The following is a 16,192-nucleotide window of genomic DNA, read 5'->3' on the forward strand; positions in this document are numbered from 1 at the left end:
ATGGTCTCCTTGAGGTGAAAGGCTGCGGGTCGTGTCGCCATTGGGCGGGGTGGGTTTACTTCAGCGTGTATTTTGCCTCTTCAAACGAATGCAGCGGCGGCAAATCGTCGAACTGGGGCTTGCGTCCCTGCTGCTTTGCGGTGAACGCCTCCACCAGGTTGCTGGTCTGCCATATGCCGGATTGCAGCCAGCCCATTTGCTGCAATGCATCCTGTGTCGAATGGTCGCGCGCATAGTGGATCGCCTGCTTGCTGCCCCAGACCGCGACCGGTGGCTTTTCCGCGATTTCGCCGGCCATCTGCAGCGCCGCCGCAATCATGGCTTCCTGCGACTCGAATACCTCGTTGACCAGCCCGACGGCGAGCGCACGCTGCGCCGGCAGCCGCCGTCCGGTGTAAGCCATCTCATGCACGATGCCCTCGGGGATCAATTTCGGCAGGCGCTGCAGCGTGCCGAGGTCTGCCGTCATGCCGATATTGATTTCCTGAATGCAGAAGAAGGCGTCCGCGCTTGCAAGCCGGATGTCGCAGGCCGACACCATGTCTACGCCGCCGCCGATGCAGCCGCCGTGGATGGCGGCGATCACCGGCATGCGCAGCCGCTCGATGGCGGTGAAGGCCCGCTGCATGTCATCCAGTTGCGGCACGATGTTGGCGCGTCCGCCGGCGTTGCCGTCATTGAGCGCAATGCCGGAATCCGGGTCGCTGCCGAATACATCGAGCGCCATGCCGGCGGTGAAATGCTTGCCGGTGGAAGAGATCACCAGCGCGCGTGCGGGCGCGGTGCGCTGGAGCATGTTCACGATGTCGGTCAGCTCGCGCCACATCAGGGGATGCATGGTGTTCATTGACTGCGGCCGGTTCAGCACAAGGTGGGCAACCTTGTTGTCGATGGTCAGGCTGAAACATTGGTAGGTCATGGGAGTCTCCTTGAGAGAATGCTTCGGTAGTATGCGGGAGGGCAGGCATTTCTAGAGGGCCTAATCTAGCACGACCGTTCTTTTTTTGCCCTATAATCAAAATCCCTTTTTTCCCTTCTCGCGAGGTCGTCATGGCGTTGCCCGCAGCATTGCAGAATCTCAGTCTTCCCGTCATCGGCTCGCCCATGTTCATCGCCAGCGGTCCGGCCCTCGTCAAGGCGCAATGCAAGGCCGGCATCGTCGGTTCCTTCCCGGCCCTGAATGCCCGTCCGGCCGAATTGCTCGATACCTGGCTGACCGACATCCAGAACGAACTCGCCGCATACAGGGAAGCCAATCCGGGCGCGAAAGTCGGCCCGATCGCCGTCAACCAGATCGTGCATCAGTCGAACGACCGCCTCGCGCACGACGTGGAAGTGTGCGTGAAGCACCAGATCCCCATCATCATCTCCAGCCTGCGTGCGCCGCCAAAGGAAATGCTGGACGCGATCCACAGCTACGGCGGCATCGTGCTGCATGACGTCATTTCGATCCGCCATGCGCAGAAGGCGCTGGAAGCCGGCGTCGACGGGCTGATCCTGGTCGCGGCCGGCGCCGGCGGCCACGCGGGCGCGCTGTCACCCTTCGCGCTGGTTGGCGAAGTGCGCAAGTTCTTCAAGGGGCCGGTCGCCTTGTCGGGATCGATCGCCACCGGCGACGCAATCCTGTCTGCCCAGGCAATGGGCGCGGATTTCGCCTACATTGGTTCACGCTGGCTGGCGACGAAGGAATCGAATGTCGATGAAGGCTATCGCCAGGCAATCGTGGAATCGACCGCGGCCGATATCGTCTACACCAACCTCTTCACCGGCGTGCACGGCAACTACCTGAAAAAATCCATCGTCGCCGCCGGGCTCGATCCGGACAACCTGCCCACCGCCGACAAGTCGACGATGAACTTCGGCTCCGGCGGCGGCGCCAAGGCCAAGGCATGGCGCGACATCTGGGGCGCGGGGCAGGGCGTGGGATTGATGGACGACGTGCCGACCGTCGCGGAACTGGTGGAGCGGTTAAAATCCGAATACCACGCTGCCCGCCAGCGTCTCGCCATTCCGGGCTGACCATGCATCGCATGCGGCCCTCCTGAAATTCATTTACAGAAAGGGCTGCCATGCCGAAAGCCTACGTCGTCGCAGAAATCCAGGTCACCAACCCCACCGGCTACGCCGATTACCGCACACTCTCGACTGCCGCCGTCGCGCAATACGGCGGACGTTTCCTTGTACGGGGCGGACAGCGCGATCAGCGCGAGGGAGAGGACAGCACGCACAACAGCGGCTGGCGCACCGTCATCGTCGAATACGAATCCATGGAAAAGGCGCAGGCCTGGTACGACTCGGTGGAGTATGCCAAGGCGAAGGAGGTCCGGCTGGCGAATTCGGTGGGGAGGCTGTTTATTGTTGAAGGGGCGGAGTAGTAGTGCTTGCCGCATGGACATCTTAGGACTGCTCTCTGTCCTTGGCAGGAGGAGGGAACCGTGCGGCGCCTTTTGAACATGCAATTCACCGCCTACGTTGCTTTGCCTCACCTCGTTTCATAACATCCCCAACTATCTCAACTGCTCCTGCACCTCATCCAGCACCGTTTCCGTCAGCGCGCCACCCTCCAGCTTGATCACCCGATCCGCGACATGGAAATACCTGTCGTCGTGGCTGACCACGATCGTCGTCATGCCCTGCGCCTTCAGCTCCGGCAGAATCGCTTCGTAGAAGATCTTGCGGAAATGCGGGTCCTGGTCGGCTGCCCATTCGTCCAGCACCATCACCGAACGTTTTTCCATGCAGGCGACCACCATGGCCAGGCGCTTGCGCTGTCCGGTCGATAATTCGGTGCGGCTGAAACTGCCGCCGCCCACCGACACCACATCCTCCAGTTGGAGGCGCTGCAGCAGTTGCCGCACCTGCGCCTCGTCATCTTCGCCATCCTGCGCCACTACCTGATCAAACAGGAAGAAGTCGGACAGTACTGCGGAAAACATTGCCCGGTATTGCCTGCGGTTTCCCGCATGCACTTCCATGCCGTCGATGCCGATGCGGCCGCTGCTCGGCGCAAGCAGGCCGATCAGGAGCTTGGTAAGGGTGGATTTGCCGGCGCCGTTATGCCCGACGACGAAGATCAGCTCGCCGCGATTGATGCGCATCGACACCGGTCCCAGCGCGAAGCTGTCATTGCCGGGATAGCGATAGAACACGTCCTGCAGTTCGATGGCCGACCAGTCGGCGCGCAGCGGCTCGGCGAAACCGGTCTGTTCCGGATCGGGCAGCCGCAGGGACGCCAGCTTTTGCAGGGAGACGCGTGCGCTGAGGATGCCGGGTATCTGGTTGAGCGCGATGTTGAGCGGCTGGCGGATGAAGAGCAGCACCAGCGCGAACGATGCGCCGAGCGCAACGTCACCCCATTGCCAGCGGTAGACCGCCCAGAAAACGAGCCCGATCAGGGCCAGCGTCACCACCGTCATCATATGGATATTGATGACGATGTAGCGGTCCGCCAGCGTGCGCAGATCGCGTGAACGGCGTGCAACGCCATGCATCAGGGTGTCGAACACGATGCGGCTGCGCCGCTCGTTCTGCAGCAGTTCCTTGTGGCCGTCCAGGATGTTGCCGTATTGCTTGAACAGGCTGTCCTCCAGCTCCCTATCCTCGCGCAGCAGGCGCTGGAAGCGCGAGGTCAATGCCTGCCCGAGTCCCATCGCCACCGACAGGGTGCCCAGGCACAACAGCGCCAGCGGCCATGACAGCCACAGCATGTATGCCAGGCCGCCCATCACCAGCGTACTGCTGTAAATGAAAAACGGAAACATCACGAAGCCGTCCTGGATGCTGCGGATGTCCTTCGTCAGCGCGGCGTAGATCCTGCCCTTGCCGAGTTGCTGGATATGCTCGAACTCGGCCTGCAACACCTGCGTGAGCAGGCGGCCGCGCAACTGGTAGATGATGCGGTAACTCAGCGCCGTCATCATCGACTGCGATGCCACGCCGAAGGAGAACAGGATGACCAGCAGGGCGATCAGCCACAGGCCGTTTTCGATGAAGTGCGCGCCGCCGGTCGAGATGCTTTTGTTGATGAAGTTGATGGTCGCGATGTTGGCCAGCGCGCTGCCGACGACAAGAGCGGTGCCCCACAGCACCACCCAGCGGTTCTTCCGGTAAATATCTTTTACGAGGGACAAACTGAATTCCGGTTCGGGTATCGACGCCTCTTGCGTGCGAGATGCACGGTCGGGGCAGGAAGCAGGAAGGCCGGTCGTCGGCTTGCCTGTGATGAAGATGCGAAACGATGCTACGCGGCTTTTCCGCAGCCTGCCATTTTATAGACCCGCTCGCGCGACGCCGGGTAACTGGCAAGCTTTTCCGCCGGCCTGCGTGGCCGGGCAACGAGTTCGCCGCCGCAGTTCGGGCAGGTGCCGGCCAATATGGTCTCGGCACAGGACGCGCAGAACGTGCACTCGAACGAACAAATCCGCGCCTCGGTCGATTCAGGAGGCAGGTCCTTGTCGCAACATTCACAGCCGGGACGTAACTGAAGCATGGGTTCTCCTTCAAAGAGTGGATTAGGCAACGGTCGCGGCACGCAAGTTCACGCGACCGGCGGCCTACTGTCAGTTAAGAGTCTGGTCTCCGCCGCTCGCTTCGTATTCGATTCCTCCGGTGTACTTGCAGATGAAGTTATAGAGCAGGCATCCGACCGCGACCGTCAGGTAGCCGAGCACGAGATACAGCACCGGCATGATCAGGAACATGACCGCCGAGGGACCCATCGCATTACCCTGGCTGTCCACCGGCATGGGAAATATCAAGAACAGCAAAAACATCGGAATGGCGAATACAAGGGCACTCGCCGCCATCAGCACGCCGAATACCTTGCCGTTCTGGTGAGGAGAGAAGCGTTTGATCTGGATCTTCATTGCTGTTTCCTGGTGAATCAACGACGTGGTGAGGGGAGAGGCAAGGGCATATCGCGGCAGGCGCGAATGTTCCGCAAACGAAGTTGCAAAAAATGCATTGCTCGAAGCGATTGTACTTTTCGCGAAACCGGTTTGCAAACAACCCACGTGCAGTCAGGGCTTCACAGAATAAATAAGGGCAATCCGGCGCAAAGGGCATGTCGACTTGCCGGTTGGATCACAATCGCCGACCCTGCTTTGGGTGCCATAACGCCAATAGCAATCCGGGCGTCGACCTTCTGCCCGACCTGAACCACCGGTTTCCGAATGCCCTCGGCCGGGCAATCGGCGCCGAGGCACTGTAAGCTGTCATGGGTACGCGGGCCGGCTGCCGCGATGACGCATTCGAACTTCCAGCAACGGATCCTGAAACCATGATTACCTGCCACATACGCTATACCGTCGATCCCTATAAGCTCAAGGAGTTCGAGCACTATGCGAAGCTATGGATACCGCTGATCCAGCGATTGGGAGGAATCCATCACGGCTACTTCCTGCCCGCCGAAGGCGCGAACGACGTGGCGCTCTGCCTGTTCAGTTTTCCCAGCCTGGCCGCCTATGAAACCTATCGCACGCAATCCCGCTCGGACCCCGGATGCCGGGCCGCATTCAAGTATGCGGAAGAAACACGCTGCTTCAGCAGCACCGAGCGTACCTTCTTCCGGCCGGTCTTCGAATGACCGGACCACGGCCGCATGCGTGAACAGGCGCGGCACGGTTCCTTCGCCACTGCTAACAGGATTCTGAAAGGAGAAAATGGTCATGCATAACTACGGAAGTTGCCTGTGCAAGCGGGTGCGGTACGAGATCAACGGGCCGTTGAAGGATGTGTTGAACTGCCATTGCTCGATGTGCCGGAAGCTCCACGCAGCGGCATTCCGCACGCGGGCAAGCGTACGGACGAAAGACTGGACGACCGTCGCCGGTGCGGAGTTCATCAAATTTTATGAATCGTCGCCCGGCGAGCACAAAGCGTTCTGTTCGGAATGCGGGTCGAGCCTGTTCACGAAATTCGACCGCCATCCCGACTGGCTCGGATTCCCGCTCGGCACGCTGGACAGCGATCCGGGCGTGAAGCCGACCAGGCATGTATTCGTCAAGTCGAAAGCGCCCTGGTTCGATATCACTGACGATCTTCCCCAGCATGACGAGTTCTGGGAACGCTAGCCGCCGGCCGCACGATGACGAAACATTGTCGACATCCTCGATGACGAGGCGCTGATGGAAATACACTTGCCGCATATGGCTGTTCCATTAGAAGCAGTGATTGCCTGCATCCTCATCGCGGCAATTTTCTGGATAAATGTAAAAGCCACATTGCTGATCATGCGCGACGGCGTGTCGGAGCGGTCGCAACGCCTGATGCAGCTTGGGTTGGTGTGGGCATTGCCGATGATAGGGGCAACGCTGGTCTTCGCCGTGCACCGTCCGCCGGAGAAACATCCGGGCAGATACCGGGAGCCGCCTGATCCGGGCGACGACTTCAGTTTTCCGCGCTTCAGCGGCAGGCGGTCCGGAAGCGACAGCGATGATGAATAGAGCGGTTTTCGCAATGGCGCACGGTGCCGCGGGCTGCTTTGGGACGCATGGCGGTGTTGCTCGTCGCTTGCGTGGCTCGCCACACGGCACTCCTCCCGCCTTGTCCTGCACCCCAAATCAGCCCGCGTCTTCCGCACGCCATCGCGCAAACCGCTCTAAGGTCCCGTTAAAACGCCGGGCTGGTTTATTCACTTTCAGGACTTTTCAGTGCTTGCATTAAAGCTGTTTATTGTCCCGGCATTTCTTCTGCTCCTCACGATGGCGGGGAAGCGCTGGGGGCCGTCGGTCGCCGGATGGCTTGCCGGGCTGCCCGTGGTGACCGGGCCCATCCTGTTCTTTCTCGCATCCGAGCAGGGGCCGGTATTTGCGTCGCGCGCCGCATCGGCATCGTTGTCCGCGGTCCTTGCATCCGTCTCATTCAGCCTGGCTTACTCGCACGCGGCGAAGCGGCTGCCGTGGCCGCCGTCCTTGCTGTGCGGCCTGGCCGGGTGGACAACCGCCGCCCTGTTGCTGTCACGGCTGCCGGCTTCGCCGTATGCGGCGCTGGGTGTTTCATTGACCACGCTGCTCCTGGCGCCACGGCTGTTTCCGGCGGCCCGCGTCCAGATTGCTTCCCGGCCGATCACGACCCTGGAGTTGGGGTGCCGCATGCTGGCGGGAGCGATCCTGACGGTGGCCGTGACGGTTGCCGCAGGTGCTGTCGGCCAGGCATGGAGCGGTCTCCTTGCGGTGTTCCCGATCCTCGGCACCGTGCTTGCCGCCTTCTCTCATCAATCGCAAGGCGGCGCATTCGCCGCGGCGCTGTTGCGAGGCATGGTCGCCGGTCTGTATTCGTTTGTCGCGTTCTGCTTCCTCTTGGCCATGACGCTTCCGCACATGGGCATCACGGGTGCATTCCTTGTTGCCGTTGCAGCCACGGTCGCGGTGCAGTTGGTGTCGAAGCGGCTGCTGTCCCGACGGAGTGGCGAACGGCCTTCGCCGGTACGCGAAAAATCCCCCACATCGCGTTCGCAATGAACCACTGTTTCATTTGGTGATACAGATAGTCTATAGGCAAGTATCCTGCCATTGATATTTACCATGAGGAATTACTCTTATTTTGTGAGACTTTGTACCGTAATGATTGTTGCCACTGTCAATCTTGACGGGTAAGCAAAAACGAATGGTACGAGGAGTCTTATGGACCCAAGAGAAATTTCTCGCGATGAACACGCAACGTCCGCATCTACCCGCAAGGGTGCGAAATACGGAATCTCAACCTTCGGTTTACATGCAGTCCGCCGTCGCGGCGCGCGGAGTCACGCAACCGGACTTGTGACGGTTCCCCCTGCATCGCTTTCCCCGATATGCCACCAAGGCGAATTGCCGGCACGACGGCCGTGTGCTTATCGGATGGCCGTCTTTCCTGTCCTGAACGATCGATCCTGAACCACACAATCGGTACGACCTTCGGGCAGCTACCTATGCATCCCGTATGCCGGACTGACGTCGCCCGGACACCGGTCCTTGATCGGCAGGCGCATCAACCCGCTCTACCTGGCATCACATTTTTCCTCGTCATTCCTTCAACAGGATCGGAATACCAACATGAAATTCTCCAATCTGAAAATCGGCACCCGTCTCGGCATCACCTTTGGGTTCATCGCATTGCTGACGGTGATGCTTGGCGGGTTTTCGTACAGTGAATTCAGCATGATCGAAAATTCATGGAATCGGTACAGGACCCTGGCGAAGCCGAAGCTGGATGCCACTAACCATGCCGACGAGTCGCTGGGCCAGGGCATTCAGCACTTCAAGAACTTCATCATGCGCGGCAAGGATTACGAACAGCGGTTTAATGCCGAGATGACAAACATCGATGCGGCAATGACCGCTTACGAAAAACTGGGCAGCCTAACGGCCGTTGAAAAGGCGGAGATCGAGAAGGTGCGGTCCGGCATTGCCGCCTATCGCGAGGCGATCAGAAAGGCCGCGGAAATGAAAGCAACGGGCGCCGGCATTGCCGAGATCGATTCGGCCATCAAGGGCGCCGACCAGGCGATCAAAAGTGCATTGGGCAAACTCGAAGCGGTCGCCGAGGAGCAGATCAAGGAAACGAGCGTGATCGTCAACCGGGAAATCGTCAACGGCGAACGCATGGCGGTGATCGCCAGCACGCTCACGGTCCTGCTGACGGTGGTGTTCGCCTAGATCACCACCCGGTCGATCACGGCACCGATCGCCCGGGCGGTCAATGCCACCCGCGTGGTCGCATCCGGCGACCTGACGCAGAACATCGAAGCGGATTCGGCGGATGAAACCGGCGACCTGCTGCGCGCACTGGGGCAGATGAACGCGAGTCTCGCCAAGATCGTCGGCGATGTCCGGAGCGGGACGGATGCCATCAAAACCAGTTCCGGCGAAATCGCCGCCGGCAACCAGGACTTGTCCTCGCGGACCGAGCAGCAGGCATCGTCGCTGGAAGAAACCGCGTCGTCGATGGAGGAATTGACCTCGACCGTCAAGCAGAATGCCGACAATGCCCGCCAGGCGAACCAGCTTGCGGTGTCGGCTTCGGAAGTGGCGGTCAGGGGCGGCGGCGTGGTGTCGGAAGTGGTCAGTACGATGAGCGCCATCAATGAATCGGCGAAAAAGATCGTCGACATCATCGGCGTCATCGACGGGATTGCCTTCCAGACCAATATCCTCGCGTTGAACGCCGCCGTGGAGGCGGCGCGCGCCGGCGAGCAGGGTAGGGGCTTCGCGGTGGTGGCATCCGAAGTGCGCAACCTGGCGCAGCGTTCGGCGGCGGCGGCCAAGGAAATCAAGACATTGATCGGTGATTCGGTGGAGAAGGTGGACGCCGGCAGCAAGCTGGTCGATCAGGCCGGCGCGACGATGGATGAGGTGGTTGCCAGCGTGCGGCGTGTCACCGACATCATCAGCGAGATCGCCGCCGCCAGCGACGAGCAGCGCGCCGGCATCGAGCAGGTGAACCAGGCGATCACGCAGATGGATCAGGTCACGCAGCAGAACGCTGCGCTGGTCGAACAGGCCGCCGCAGCGGCCGATGCGATGCAACAGCAATCGGCCGGGCTGGAGCATCTTGTCAGTGTCTTCAGGATCAGTCAGGAACAGGCGCTGACGGTTGCCGCACCGCCTCGTGTGATGCCGGCGCAGAAGCAGACGGTTCCGGCTGAACGTTCGCAGCGGTTAGCCAGGCGCGATGCTGCAACGCCGGTCAAACGCAAGCCTCCGGTGCAGGACAAGCTTGCCATGGCGGGTGACTGGGAGGAATTTTAAAAACGCGTTTGCGTGCCGAATTTCCGGCCGGCAGGCTCGCGTCAACTCAGATGCGCAAAAGATATTGAATTGGGAATTTTTAGTTCTGCCCATGTTCAAACTGATATTGCCATTTGTTAAAGGGAAGCGTCATGAAATCCGCACAGGAACAACTGATCGTAAAGACCGGCAAGCCGAGCCAGCCGGAATCCACGCCGCGCCTGCCGCATGAGCGCGACGAGTCGGATGACAGCCAGGAAAGCGGCGTGCGTCCCGATATCCTGCAGGCCTACAAGGATCTGGAAAACGGCCAGGTCGATACCGACCTGCGCGAAGGCCGTGGCGTCGATGCCACTGTCAACAAGACACCGGGCGTATCACCGGTCAATCCACAGGATGTGCCGGCGCAGAAAAAATAAACGCCGGCTGCTTCACTTTCTACTCGTATTTCCGCGCATCCTCAATCACCTTGCCATCATTCGGCAAGGTGCCGCGGGCCACCAGGTTCACGTCGCCGCGCAACTTCGTCACATCGCGGATGCTGTCGACGATGGCCGGCACCAGCGTTGCGGCCGCTGCCGGATCGTCCACTTCGCAATGCAGCGTCATCACGTCGTTGGCCATCTCACCGCTGACGACCAGCCGCGCCTTGACGATGGGCGCAAATCGCTTGGCGATTTCCGCCACCTGCGACGGATGCACGAACATCGCCCGTACCTTGGTGGTCTGGTCCGCGCGTCCCATCCACCCCTTGATGCGGGTATTGGTGCGGCCGCACGGCGACGTGCCCGGCAGGATCGCGGACATGTCGCCGGTGCCGAAGCGGATCAGCGGATAGTCGGGGTTGAACGACGTGATCACCACTTCGCCGACCTCGCCCTCGGCGACCGGGTCGCCCGTACCGGGACGGACGATTTCCAGGATCAGGTCTTCATCGAGAATCATCCCGGGATTGACCTGCCCGTCGGTCTCCGACTCGTAGGCGATATTGCCGATGTCGGCTGAACCGTACATCTGCAACACATGCGGCACGCCATTATCCTGCAGCCATTTGCGCAAGGACGGTGGCAGCGCCTCCGCACCCACCACCGCACGCTGCACGCTGGAGATATCCGCGCCCATTTCCTGCGCCTTTTCAATGATGATCTTGAGGAAGGACGGCGTGCCGACATAGGCATCCGGCTTCAATGCGGTCATCGCCTGCACCTGCATTTCGGTCTGGCCGCTGCCGGCCGGGATCACCGGACAGCCTATCCGTGCCGCGCCGCCCTCGACCATGAAGGCGGCTGGCGTGAAGTGGTAGGAAAAGCAGTTCTGCACGATGTGTCCGGCGCGCAGGCCGACCGCGTACATCGGGCGCGCAAAGCGCCACCAGTCGACGCCGCGTCCCTCCGGATCGAAGATCGGGCCGGGCGACATGAAGAGCCGTCCGAGCTGCGCGACCGGCGTCGTCGTCAGCCCGCCGAAGGGCATGCCGGCGTGTTGCAGGTCTTTCAGGTCGGATTTGCGGGTGACGGGTAATTGGGCGAGCGCGGCGCGGGAAGTGATGCCGGCGGCGGAGACACCGTCGAGGATGCGCACCCAGCCGGGGGCGGTTTGGGCGCGTGCGATCAGGCGCGGAAGTGCGGCCATCTGATCTTGTTCGCGTTGCTGCGGGTTGCGGGTTTCAAGGGTATCTAGGGTGTCGGGCATGAGGGACCTGTTACGAATTCCGAATGGATCTGTTAAGTCGGTAGCGCAAATTCACCGCGCTGAAAACATAGACTCACGGTTCACTCCCCCTGTCAGTGGGAGGGGTGGGCAGTAGGTAGTGAGGTTGAGCAGCCGCATACAGCCGCTCGACCTCGCTACCCCCATCCCGACCTTCCCCCTAAAAGGGGAAAGGAGCTGGTTTGCTTACAACCTTTCCACGTCGCCGCTGGCAGGCGGCTCCGATTCACGCTGCGCAACGCAGTGCGTTGCGAAACCCTGCGCTCATCCTTACCTGATCATGCCAGCCACCGCTTGCGCCGCCGGTAAAACTTCATGTCCCGGAAGCTCTTCCTGCCCGCGCCGGACACGCCGAGATAGAACTCTTTCACATCCTCGTTCGATCCCAGTTCCTTCGCATCGCCTTCCATCACCACGCGTCCGTTTTCCAGGATGTAGCCGAAGTCCGCATAACGCAGCGCGACTGCGGTGTTCTGCTCGGCCAGCAGGAAGGTGACTTTTTCCTTGGTGTTCAGATCCTTGACGATGTTGAACACTTCTTCGACGATCTGCGGCGCCAGGCCCATCGACGGCTCGTCGAGCAGAACGATGCGGGGATTGGCCATCAGCGCGCGGCCGATGGCGCACATTTGCTGTTCGCCGCCGGAGGTGTAGGCCGCCTGCGAAGTGCGCCGTGTCTTCAGGCGCGGAAAGTAGGTGTAGACCTTCTCCAGGTTGGCTGCCACCTCGCCCTTGTCCTTGCGGGTATAGGAACCGGTCAGCAGGTTTTCCTCGATGGTCAGGTGGGCGAAACAGTGCCGGCCTTCCATTACCTGCACCACGCCGCGATGCACGAGGTCGGACGGCGACAGGTTCTCGATGCGTTCGCCGCGCAATTCGATCGAGCCCTTGGTGACGGCACCGCGTTCACCGCGCAGCAGGTTGCTGACCGCTCGCAGCGTTGTGGTCTTGCCGGCGCCGTTGCCGCCGAGGATCGCGACAATGCCGCCTTCCGGCACCTGCAGGGAGACGCCTTTCAGCACGAGGATGACGTGGTTGTAGATCACCTCGATGCCGTTGACGTTGAGTACGATGTTTTGTGGTTGCATGGGGGCAGAACGGGCAAAGTACAGACACAGTTAAATGGCAGGTTCCCTTCCCCTTGCAGGGGGAGGGATAGCGTAGTGAGGTTGAGCCACTGCATGCGATTGCTCGACCTCACTATCCCCATCCGAGCCTTCCCCCTGCAAGGGGAGAGGACCGGTTCGCTTACAACCTTTCCTTCGCCGCTTGCAGGCGGCTCGGTGAGGACGGCGCAACGCATGCGTTGCGAAACCCCGTCCTCATCCCTGGCAATCTTCCGGTGTGCGTGGTGTCAGCTTCTTCTCCGCCGCATACTTCGCCGCCGTATTCTTCACCAGCGGCTTGATGATCGTGTCATCCGCCTGCAGCCAGTCCGACGTGAATTTCCACTGCTTGCCGTCCCAGGTATGGATGCGGGCCCACGATGCGCCCATGTGGTCGGCGCACGAGGTGCTGATCGGGCGCATTACGCCAGCGAAGCCCAGCGCGTCCAGCTTGGCCTGCGTCAGGTTCAGGTTTTCCAGGCCCCAGCGCACCTGCTCGCCGGTCATGACCTTGCCCTTGCCGAACCGCTCCTGCGCCGCCCGCACGCCTTCCACGCCAAGCATCGCGCTCATCGCGCCGCGCATGTACAGCACCTGTCCGACTTCCTCCTTCGGTCCAGTGCCCTGGCCCTTGTCATGCACCATCGCCAGTACATCCTTGACGAACTTCGACTGCGGTTCCGCGCCGTGCTGCATGGTCACCGCGTTATAGCCCTTCGCGCCTTCGGCCACGTCCTTCACATCCGGCTCGGCGCCGGCCCACCACACGCCGTACATCTTCTCGCGCGGATAACCGGTGGCCTGTGCCTCCTTGATCGCGGTGGAATTCATCACGCCCCAGCCCCACAGCACCACATAATCGGGACGAGACTGACGTACCTGCAGCCAGGTGGCTTTTTGCTCGACGCCCGGCGCGGTTACCGGCAGCAGTTGCAGGTCGAAGCCCTGCAGGCCGGCACGCTGCTGCAGCAGCGGAATCGGTTCCTTGCCGAACGGACTGTCGTGATAGACCAGCGCGATCTTCTTGCCTTTCAGCTTGTCGAGTCCGCCTTCCTTCTTGGCGATTGCCTGGATGATGGCGTCGGCGGCGACCCAGTAGGTGCCGGCGATCGGAAAATTCCACTTGAACACCGTGCCATCGGCGCTTTCGCTGCGGCCGTAGCCGATGGTCACCACCGGCACCTTGTCGACCGGCGCTTTTTCGGTGATGGCGAAGGTCGCGCCGGTGGACAGCGGCTGCACCATCGAAGCGCCGCCGTTCTTGCCCTTCAGGCGCTCATAGCATTCCACGCTGCGCGCGGTGTCGTAACCGGTCTCGCATTCTTCAAATAGAATCTTCACGCCGTTGATGCCGCCGCGCGCGTTCACCAGCTTGAGGTAATCCACGTAGCCGTTCGCCCAGGGCACGCCGTTCGGCGCATACGGCCCCGTACGGTAGGACAGCACCGGGAAGTACTGTTCCTTGGCTTGCGCATAGGCACTGGTCGTCAGGACGGACGATGTGCCGGCAGCGAGGACGGCGGCTGCCACGACCATGTTGCGAATCTTCATTTGTCTCTCCGTGTATTTAATTTGATGAAGCACACCAACAACCACTCAATGCGGAAAAGGCCACAGCCGCAATTTCTGTTTGCCGATCGACCACAGCTTAGCCAGGCCGTGCGGTTCGACGATCAGGAACCACACGATCAATCCGCCGAAAATCATCAGTTCCGCATGGGCGAGTCCGGCGGTGGAAATTTCCAGGCCGACCAGGTGCGCCAGCACCGGCAGGATTTGGTTAAGTGCGATCGGCAGAATCACGATGAAGGCGGCGCCCAGGAAACTACCCATGATGGAGCCCAGGCCGCCGATGATCACCATGAACAGCAGCCGGAACGACTGGTCCACCGAGAACGCCGCCGGCTCCCATGAACCAAGATAGATGAATCCCCACAATGCGCCAGCCACGCCGATGATGAAGGAGCTGACCGCGAAGGCGGTGAGCTTGGCATACATCGGGCGGATGCCGATTACCGCCGCCGCCACGTCCATATCGCGGATCGCCATCCATTCGCGGCCAATGGCGCCGCGCACCAGGTTTTTCGCCAGCAGGGCCACCACGGTGAGGATGACGAGACAAAACAAATATCGGTTGACCGCGCTGTCGATCGGCAGCCCGAACACCTGCAGGTTGGATACCGAGACGGAACCGGACGGCGAGTCGAGCGTGAACCAGCGCACGCGCAAGAACATCCAGTCGGCGAAGAACTGCGCCGCCAAGGTCGCAACCGCGAGATACAAGCCTTTTACCCGCAGGCTCGGCAGGCCGAACAGAATGCCGAACAGCGTCGCGCACAGGCCGCCGAGCACCAGGGCCGGGATGAGCGGCATGTCCGGAATGCGGATGAAGAAGTTGTAGGCGCCATACGCGCCGACCGCCATGAAGGCACCGGAGCCGAGCGAAATCTGGCCGCAGTAACCGACCAGAATGTTCACGCCGACCGCCGCCAGTGACAGAATCAGGAAGGGAATCAGGATCGCGCGGAACAGGTAATCCGACGCCAGCAGCGGCACGGCGATGAAGGCGAAGGCCAGCATCAGGCCGATGACAAACCTGTCCTGCGCAATCGGAAAGATCTGCTGGTCGGCCTGGTAGGAGGTTTTGAATTGGCCGTTCTCACGGTAGAGCATATGTTTTCCTTAACAGCCTAAACGCGATCGATGATTTTCTCGCCAAACAAGCCTTGCGGCCGGAACAGCAGGAATACAAGCGCCAGTACGTAGGCAAACCAGATTTCGATGCCGCCGCCGACGTAGGGGCCGAGATACACCTCCGACAGCTTCTCGCCGACGCCGATGATCAGGCCGCCGATGATTGCGCCCGGCACCGACGTCAGGCCACCGAGGATGACGACGGGCAATGCCCGCAGCGCCACCGTCGTCAGCGAAAACTGCACGCCGAGCTTGCTGCCCCAGATCATGCCGGCGACCAGCGCCACCACGCCGGCGACGCACCAGACGATGACCCAGATGCGGTTGAGCGGAATGCCGATCGACTGCGCCGCCTGGTGGTCGTCGGCCACTGCACGCAGTGCGCGCCCGGTCGCCGTCTTCTGGAAAAAAATGCTGAGCAGGAGGACCAGCGCGGCGGCAATGGCGGCGGCGATGATGTCTTCCTTGTTGACCAGGATGCCGCCCTGGAAGGTCGACTCCATCACGAAGATCGGTTCCTTCGGCATGCCGATATTGATCTTGTAGATGTCGCTGCCGAAGATGGTCTGGCCGAGGCCTTCCATGAAATAGGTGATGCCGAGTGTCGCCATCAGCAGCGTGGCCCCTTCCTGGTTGACCAGGTGGCGCAGCACGAGCCGCTCGATGATCCATGCGACCGCGAACATGATGGCGCCGGCGATCAGGAAGGCGGCGAGATTGGCGAAGATGGGATTGGTAATGCCGGTCCAGCGCGGAATCCATTCGGCAAAGCGGGCCATCGCCAGCGCCGCGAACAGCACCATCGCGCCCTGGGCGAAGTTGAATACGCCGGATGCCTTGAAGATCAGCACGAAGCCGAGCGCAACCAGCGAGTAGAGCATCCCGGCCATCAGGCCGCCGAGCAGGGTTTCAAGGAAAAATGCCATGGTTGTTGTCTTTTTACCTTTTCATGCTGCTTTATCCCTCCGCAAGGTTCCC

General features: G+C 61.0%; 17 protein-coding genes and 1 pseudogene. 9 read left to right on the top strand and 9 right to left on the bottom strand.

Features of this window, described 5'->3' with window-relative positions; translation table 11 throughout:
- Positions 1-55 precede the first annotated feature (55 nt).
- Positions 56-919 (bottom strand): enoyl-CoA hydratase-related protein, encoded by an 864-nt coding sequence (locus VGU61_RS14315; RefSeq protein WP_326859823.1) that lies wholly within the window; start codon positions 917-919, stop codon positions 56-58.
- A gap of 131 nt (positions 920-1,050) precedes the next feature.
- Between VGU61_RS14315 and VGU61_RS14320 the strand changes: the two genes are divergently transcribed.
- Both VGU61_RS14320 and VGU61_RS14325 read left to right on the top strand, forming a co-directional pair.
- Positions 1,051-2,019 carry a nitronate monooxygenase family protein gene (locus tag VGU61_RS14320; protein ID WP_326859824.1) on the top strand — a complete coding sequence of 323 codons (969 nt, stop codon included), beginning with the start codon at positions 1,051-1,053 and terminating at the stop codon, positions 2,017-2,019.
- A gap of 50 nt (positions 2,020-2,069) precedes the next feature.
- On the top strand, positions 2,070-2,375 hold the full coding sequence (locus VGU61_RS14325; RefSeq protein WP_326859825.1) for a DUF1330 domain-containing protein: 306 nt from the start codon (positions 2,070-2,072) through the stop codon (positions 2,373-2,375).
- A 132-nt stretch (positions 2,376-2,507) separates the two neighbouring features.
- On the opposite strand, the gene VGU61_RS14330 is transcribed toward VGU61_RS14325, so the two are convergent.
- From VGU61_RS14330 to VGU61_RS14340, 3 genes are all read right to left on the bottom strand, one after another.
- Complete coding sequence (locus tag VGU61_RS14330; RefSeq protein WP_326859826.1) at positions 2,508-4,130, bottom strand: cyclic peptide export ABC transporter; 1,623 nt, start codon at positions 4,128-4,130, stop codon at positions 2,508-2,510.
- Positions 4,131-4,240: 110 nt separating this feature from the next.
- Positions 4,241-4,489, bottom strand: coding sequence for a DUF1272 domain-containing protein (locus VGU61_RS14335; protein ID WP_326859827.1), 249 nt, complete (start codon positions 4,487-4,489; stop codon positions 4,241-4,243).
- Positions 4,490-4,559: 70 nt separating this feature from the next.
- Positions 4,560-4,865, bottom strand: a complete 306-nt coding sequence (locus VGU61_RS14340; RefSeq protein ID WP_326859828.1) for a hypothetical protein — start codon at positions 4,863-4,865, stop codon at positions 4,560-4,562.
- A gap of 413 nt (positions 4,866-5,278) precedes the next feature.
- Between VGU61_RS14340 and VGU61_RS14345 the strand changes: the two genes are divergently transcribed.
- The 7 genes and pseudogenes from VGU61_RS14345 to VGU61_RS14375 all read left to right on the top strand — a co-directional run bounded on the left by VGU61_RS14345 (position 5,279) and on the right by VGU61_RS14375 (position 10,123).
- Positions 5,279-5,584: an NIPSNAP family protein gene (locus VGU61_RS14345; RefSeq protein ID WP_326859829.1), complete on the top strand. Its 306-nt coding sequence runs from the start codon at positions 5,279-5,281 to the stop codon at positions 5,582-5,584.
- A gap of 82 nt (positions 5,585-5,666) precedes the next feature.
- On the top strand, positions 5,667-6,071 hold the full coding sequence (locus VGU61_RS14350) for a GFA family protein (protein ID WP_326859830.1): 405 nt from the start codon (positions 5,667-5,669) through the stop codon (positions 6,069-6,071).
- Between the two features lie 75 nt (positions 6,072-6,146).
- On the top strand, positions 6,147-6,443 hold the full coding sequence (locus tag VGU61_RS14355; protein WP_326859831.1) for a hypothetical protein: 297 nt from the start codon (positions 6,147-6,149) through the stop codon (positions 6,441-6,443).
- A gap of 207 nt (positions 6,444-6,650) precedes the next feature.
- Positions 6,651-7,460 carry a hypothetical protein gene (locus VGU61_RS14360; protein ID WP_326859832.1) on the top strand — a complete coding sequence of 270 codons (810 nt, stop codon included), beginning with the start codon at positions 6,651-6,653 and terminating at the stop codon, positions 7,458-7,460.
- A 570-nt stretch (positions 7,461-8,030) separates the two neighbouring features.
- The gene (locus tag VGU61_RS14365; RefSeq protein ID WP_326859833.1) at positions 8,031-8,633 is read left to right on the top strand and encodes a hypothetical protein; all 603 of its coding nucleotides are present in this window, start codon (positions 8,031-8,033) and stop codon (positions 8,631-8,633) included.
- A pseudogene (locus VGU61_RS14370) lies at positions 8,634-9,725 on the top strand (methyl-accepting chemotaxis protein); the annotation flags it as partial.
- A 131-nt stretch (positions 9,726-9,856) separates the two neighbouring features.
- Positions 9,857-10,123, top strand: coding sequence for a hypothetical protein (locus VGU61_RS14375; RefSeq protein ID WP_326859834.1), 267 nt, complete (start codon positions 9,857-9,859; stop codon positions 10,121-10,123).
- Positions 10,124-10,142: 19 nt separating this feature from the next.
- On the opposite strand, the gene VGU61_RS14380 is transcribed toward VGU61_RS14375, so the two are convergent.
- The 5 genes from VGU61_RS14380 to VGU61_RS14400 all read right to left on the bottom strand — a co-directional run bounded on the left by VGU61_RS14380 (position 10,143) and on the right by VGU61_RS14400 (position 16,140).
- On the bottom strand, positions 10,143-11,396 hold the full coding sequence (locus tag VGU61_RS14380) for a phenylacetate--CoA ligase family protein (protein WP_326859835.1): 1,254 nt from the start codon (positions 11,394-11,396) through the stop codon (positions 10,143-10,145).
- Between the two features lie 296 nt (positions 11,397-11,692).
- A complete protein-coding gene (locus VGU61_RS14385; RefSeq protein ID WP_326859836.1) occupies positions 11,693-12,502 on the bottom strand; it encodes an ABC transporter ATP-binding protein in 810 nt (269 codons plus the stop codon).
- 234 nt (positions 12,503-12,736) lie between these two features.
- On the bottom strand, positions 12,737-14,071 hold the full coding sequence (locus VGU61_RS14390; RefSeq protein WP_326859837.1) for an ABC transporter substrate-binding protein: 1,335 nt from the start codon (positions 14,069-14,071) through the stop codon (positions 12,737-12,739).
- A gap of 45 nt (positions 14,072-14,116) precedes the next feature.
- Positions 14,117-15,193 (bottom strand): branched-chain amino acid ABC transporter permease, encoded by a 1,077-nt coding sequence (locus VGU61_RS14395; protein WP_326859838.1) that lies wholly within the window; start codon positions 15,191-15,193, stop codon positions 14,117-14,119.
- A 17-nt stretch (positions 15,194-15,210) separates the two neighbouring features.
- The gene (locus VGU61_RS14400; protein ID WP_326859839.1) at positions 15,211-16,140 is read right to left on the bottom strand and encodes a branched-chain amino acid ABC transporter permease; all 930 of its coding nucleotides are present in this window, start codon (positions 16,138-16,140) and stop codon (positions 15,211-15,213) included.
- Between the last annotated feature and the right edge of the window lie 52 nt (positions 16,141-16,192).

This window comes from Noviherbaspirillum sp. (assembly GCF_035944575.1).
GTDB lineage: Bacteria > Pseudomonadota > Gammaproteobacteria > Burkholderiales > Burkholderiaceae_D > Noviherbaspirillum.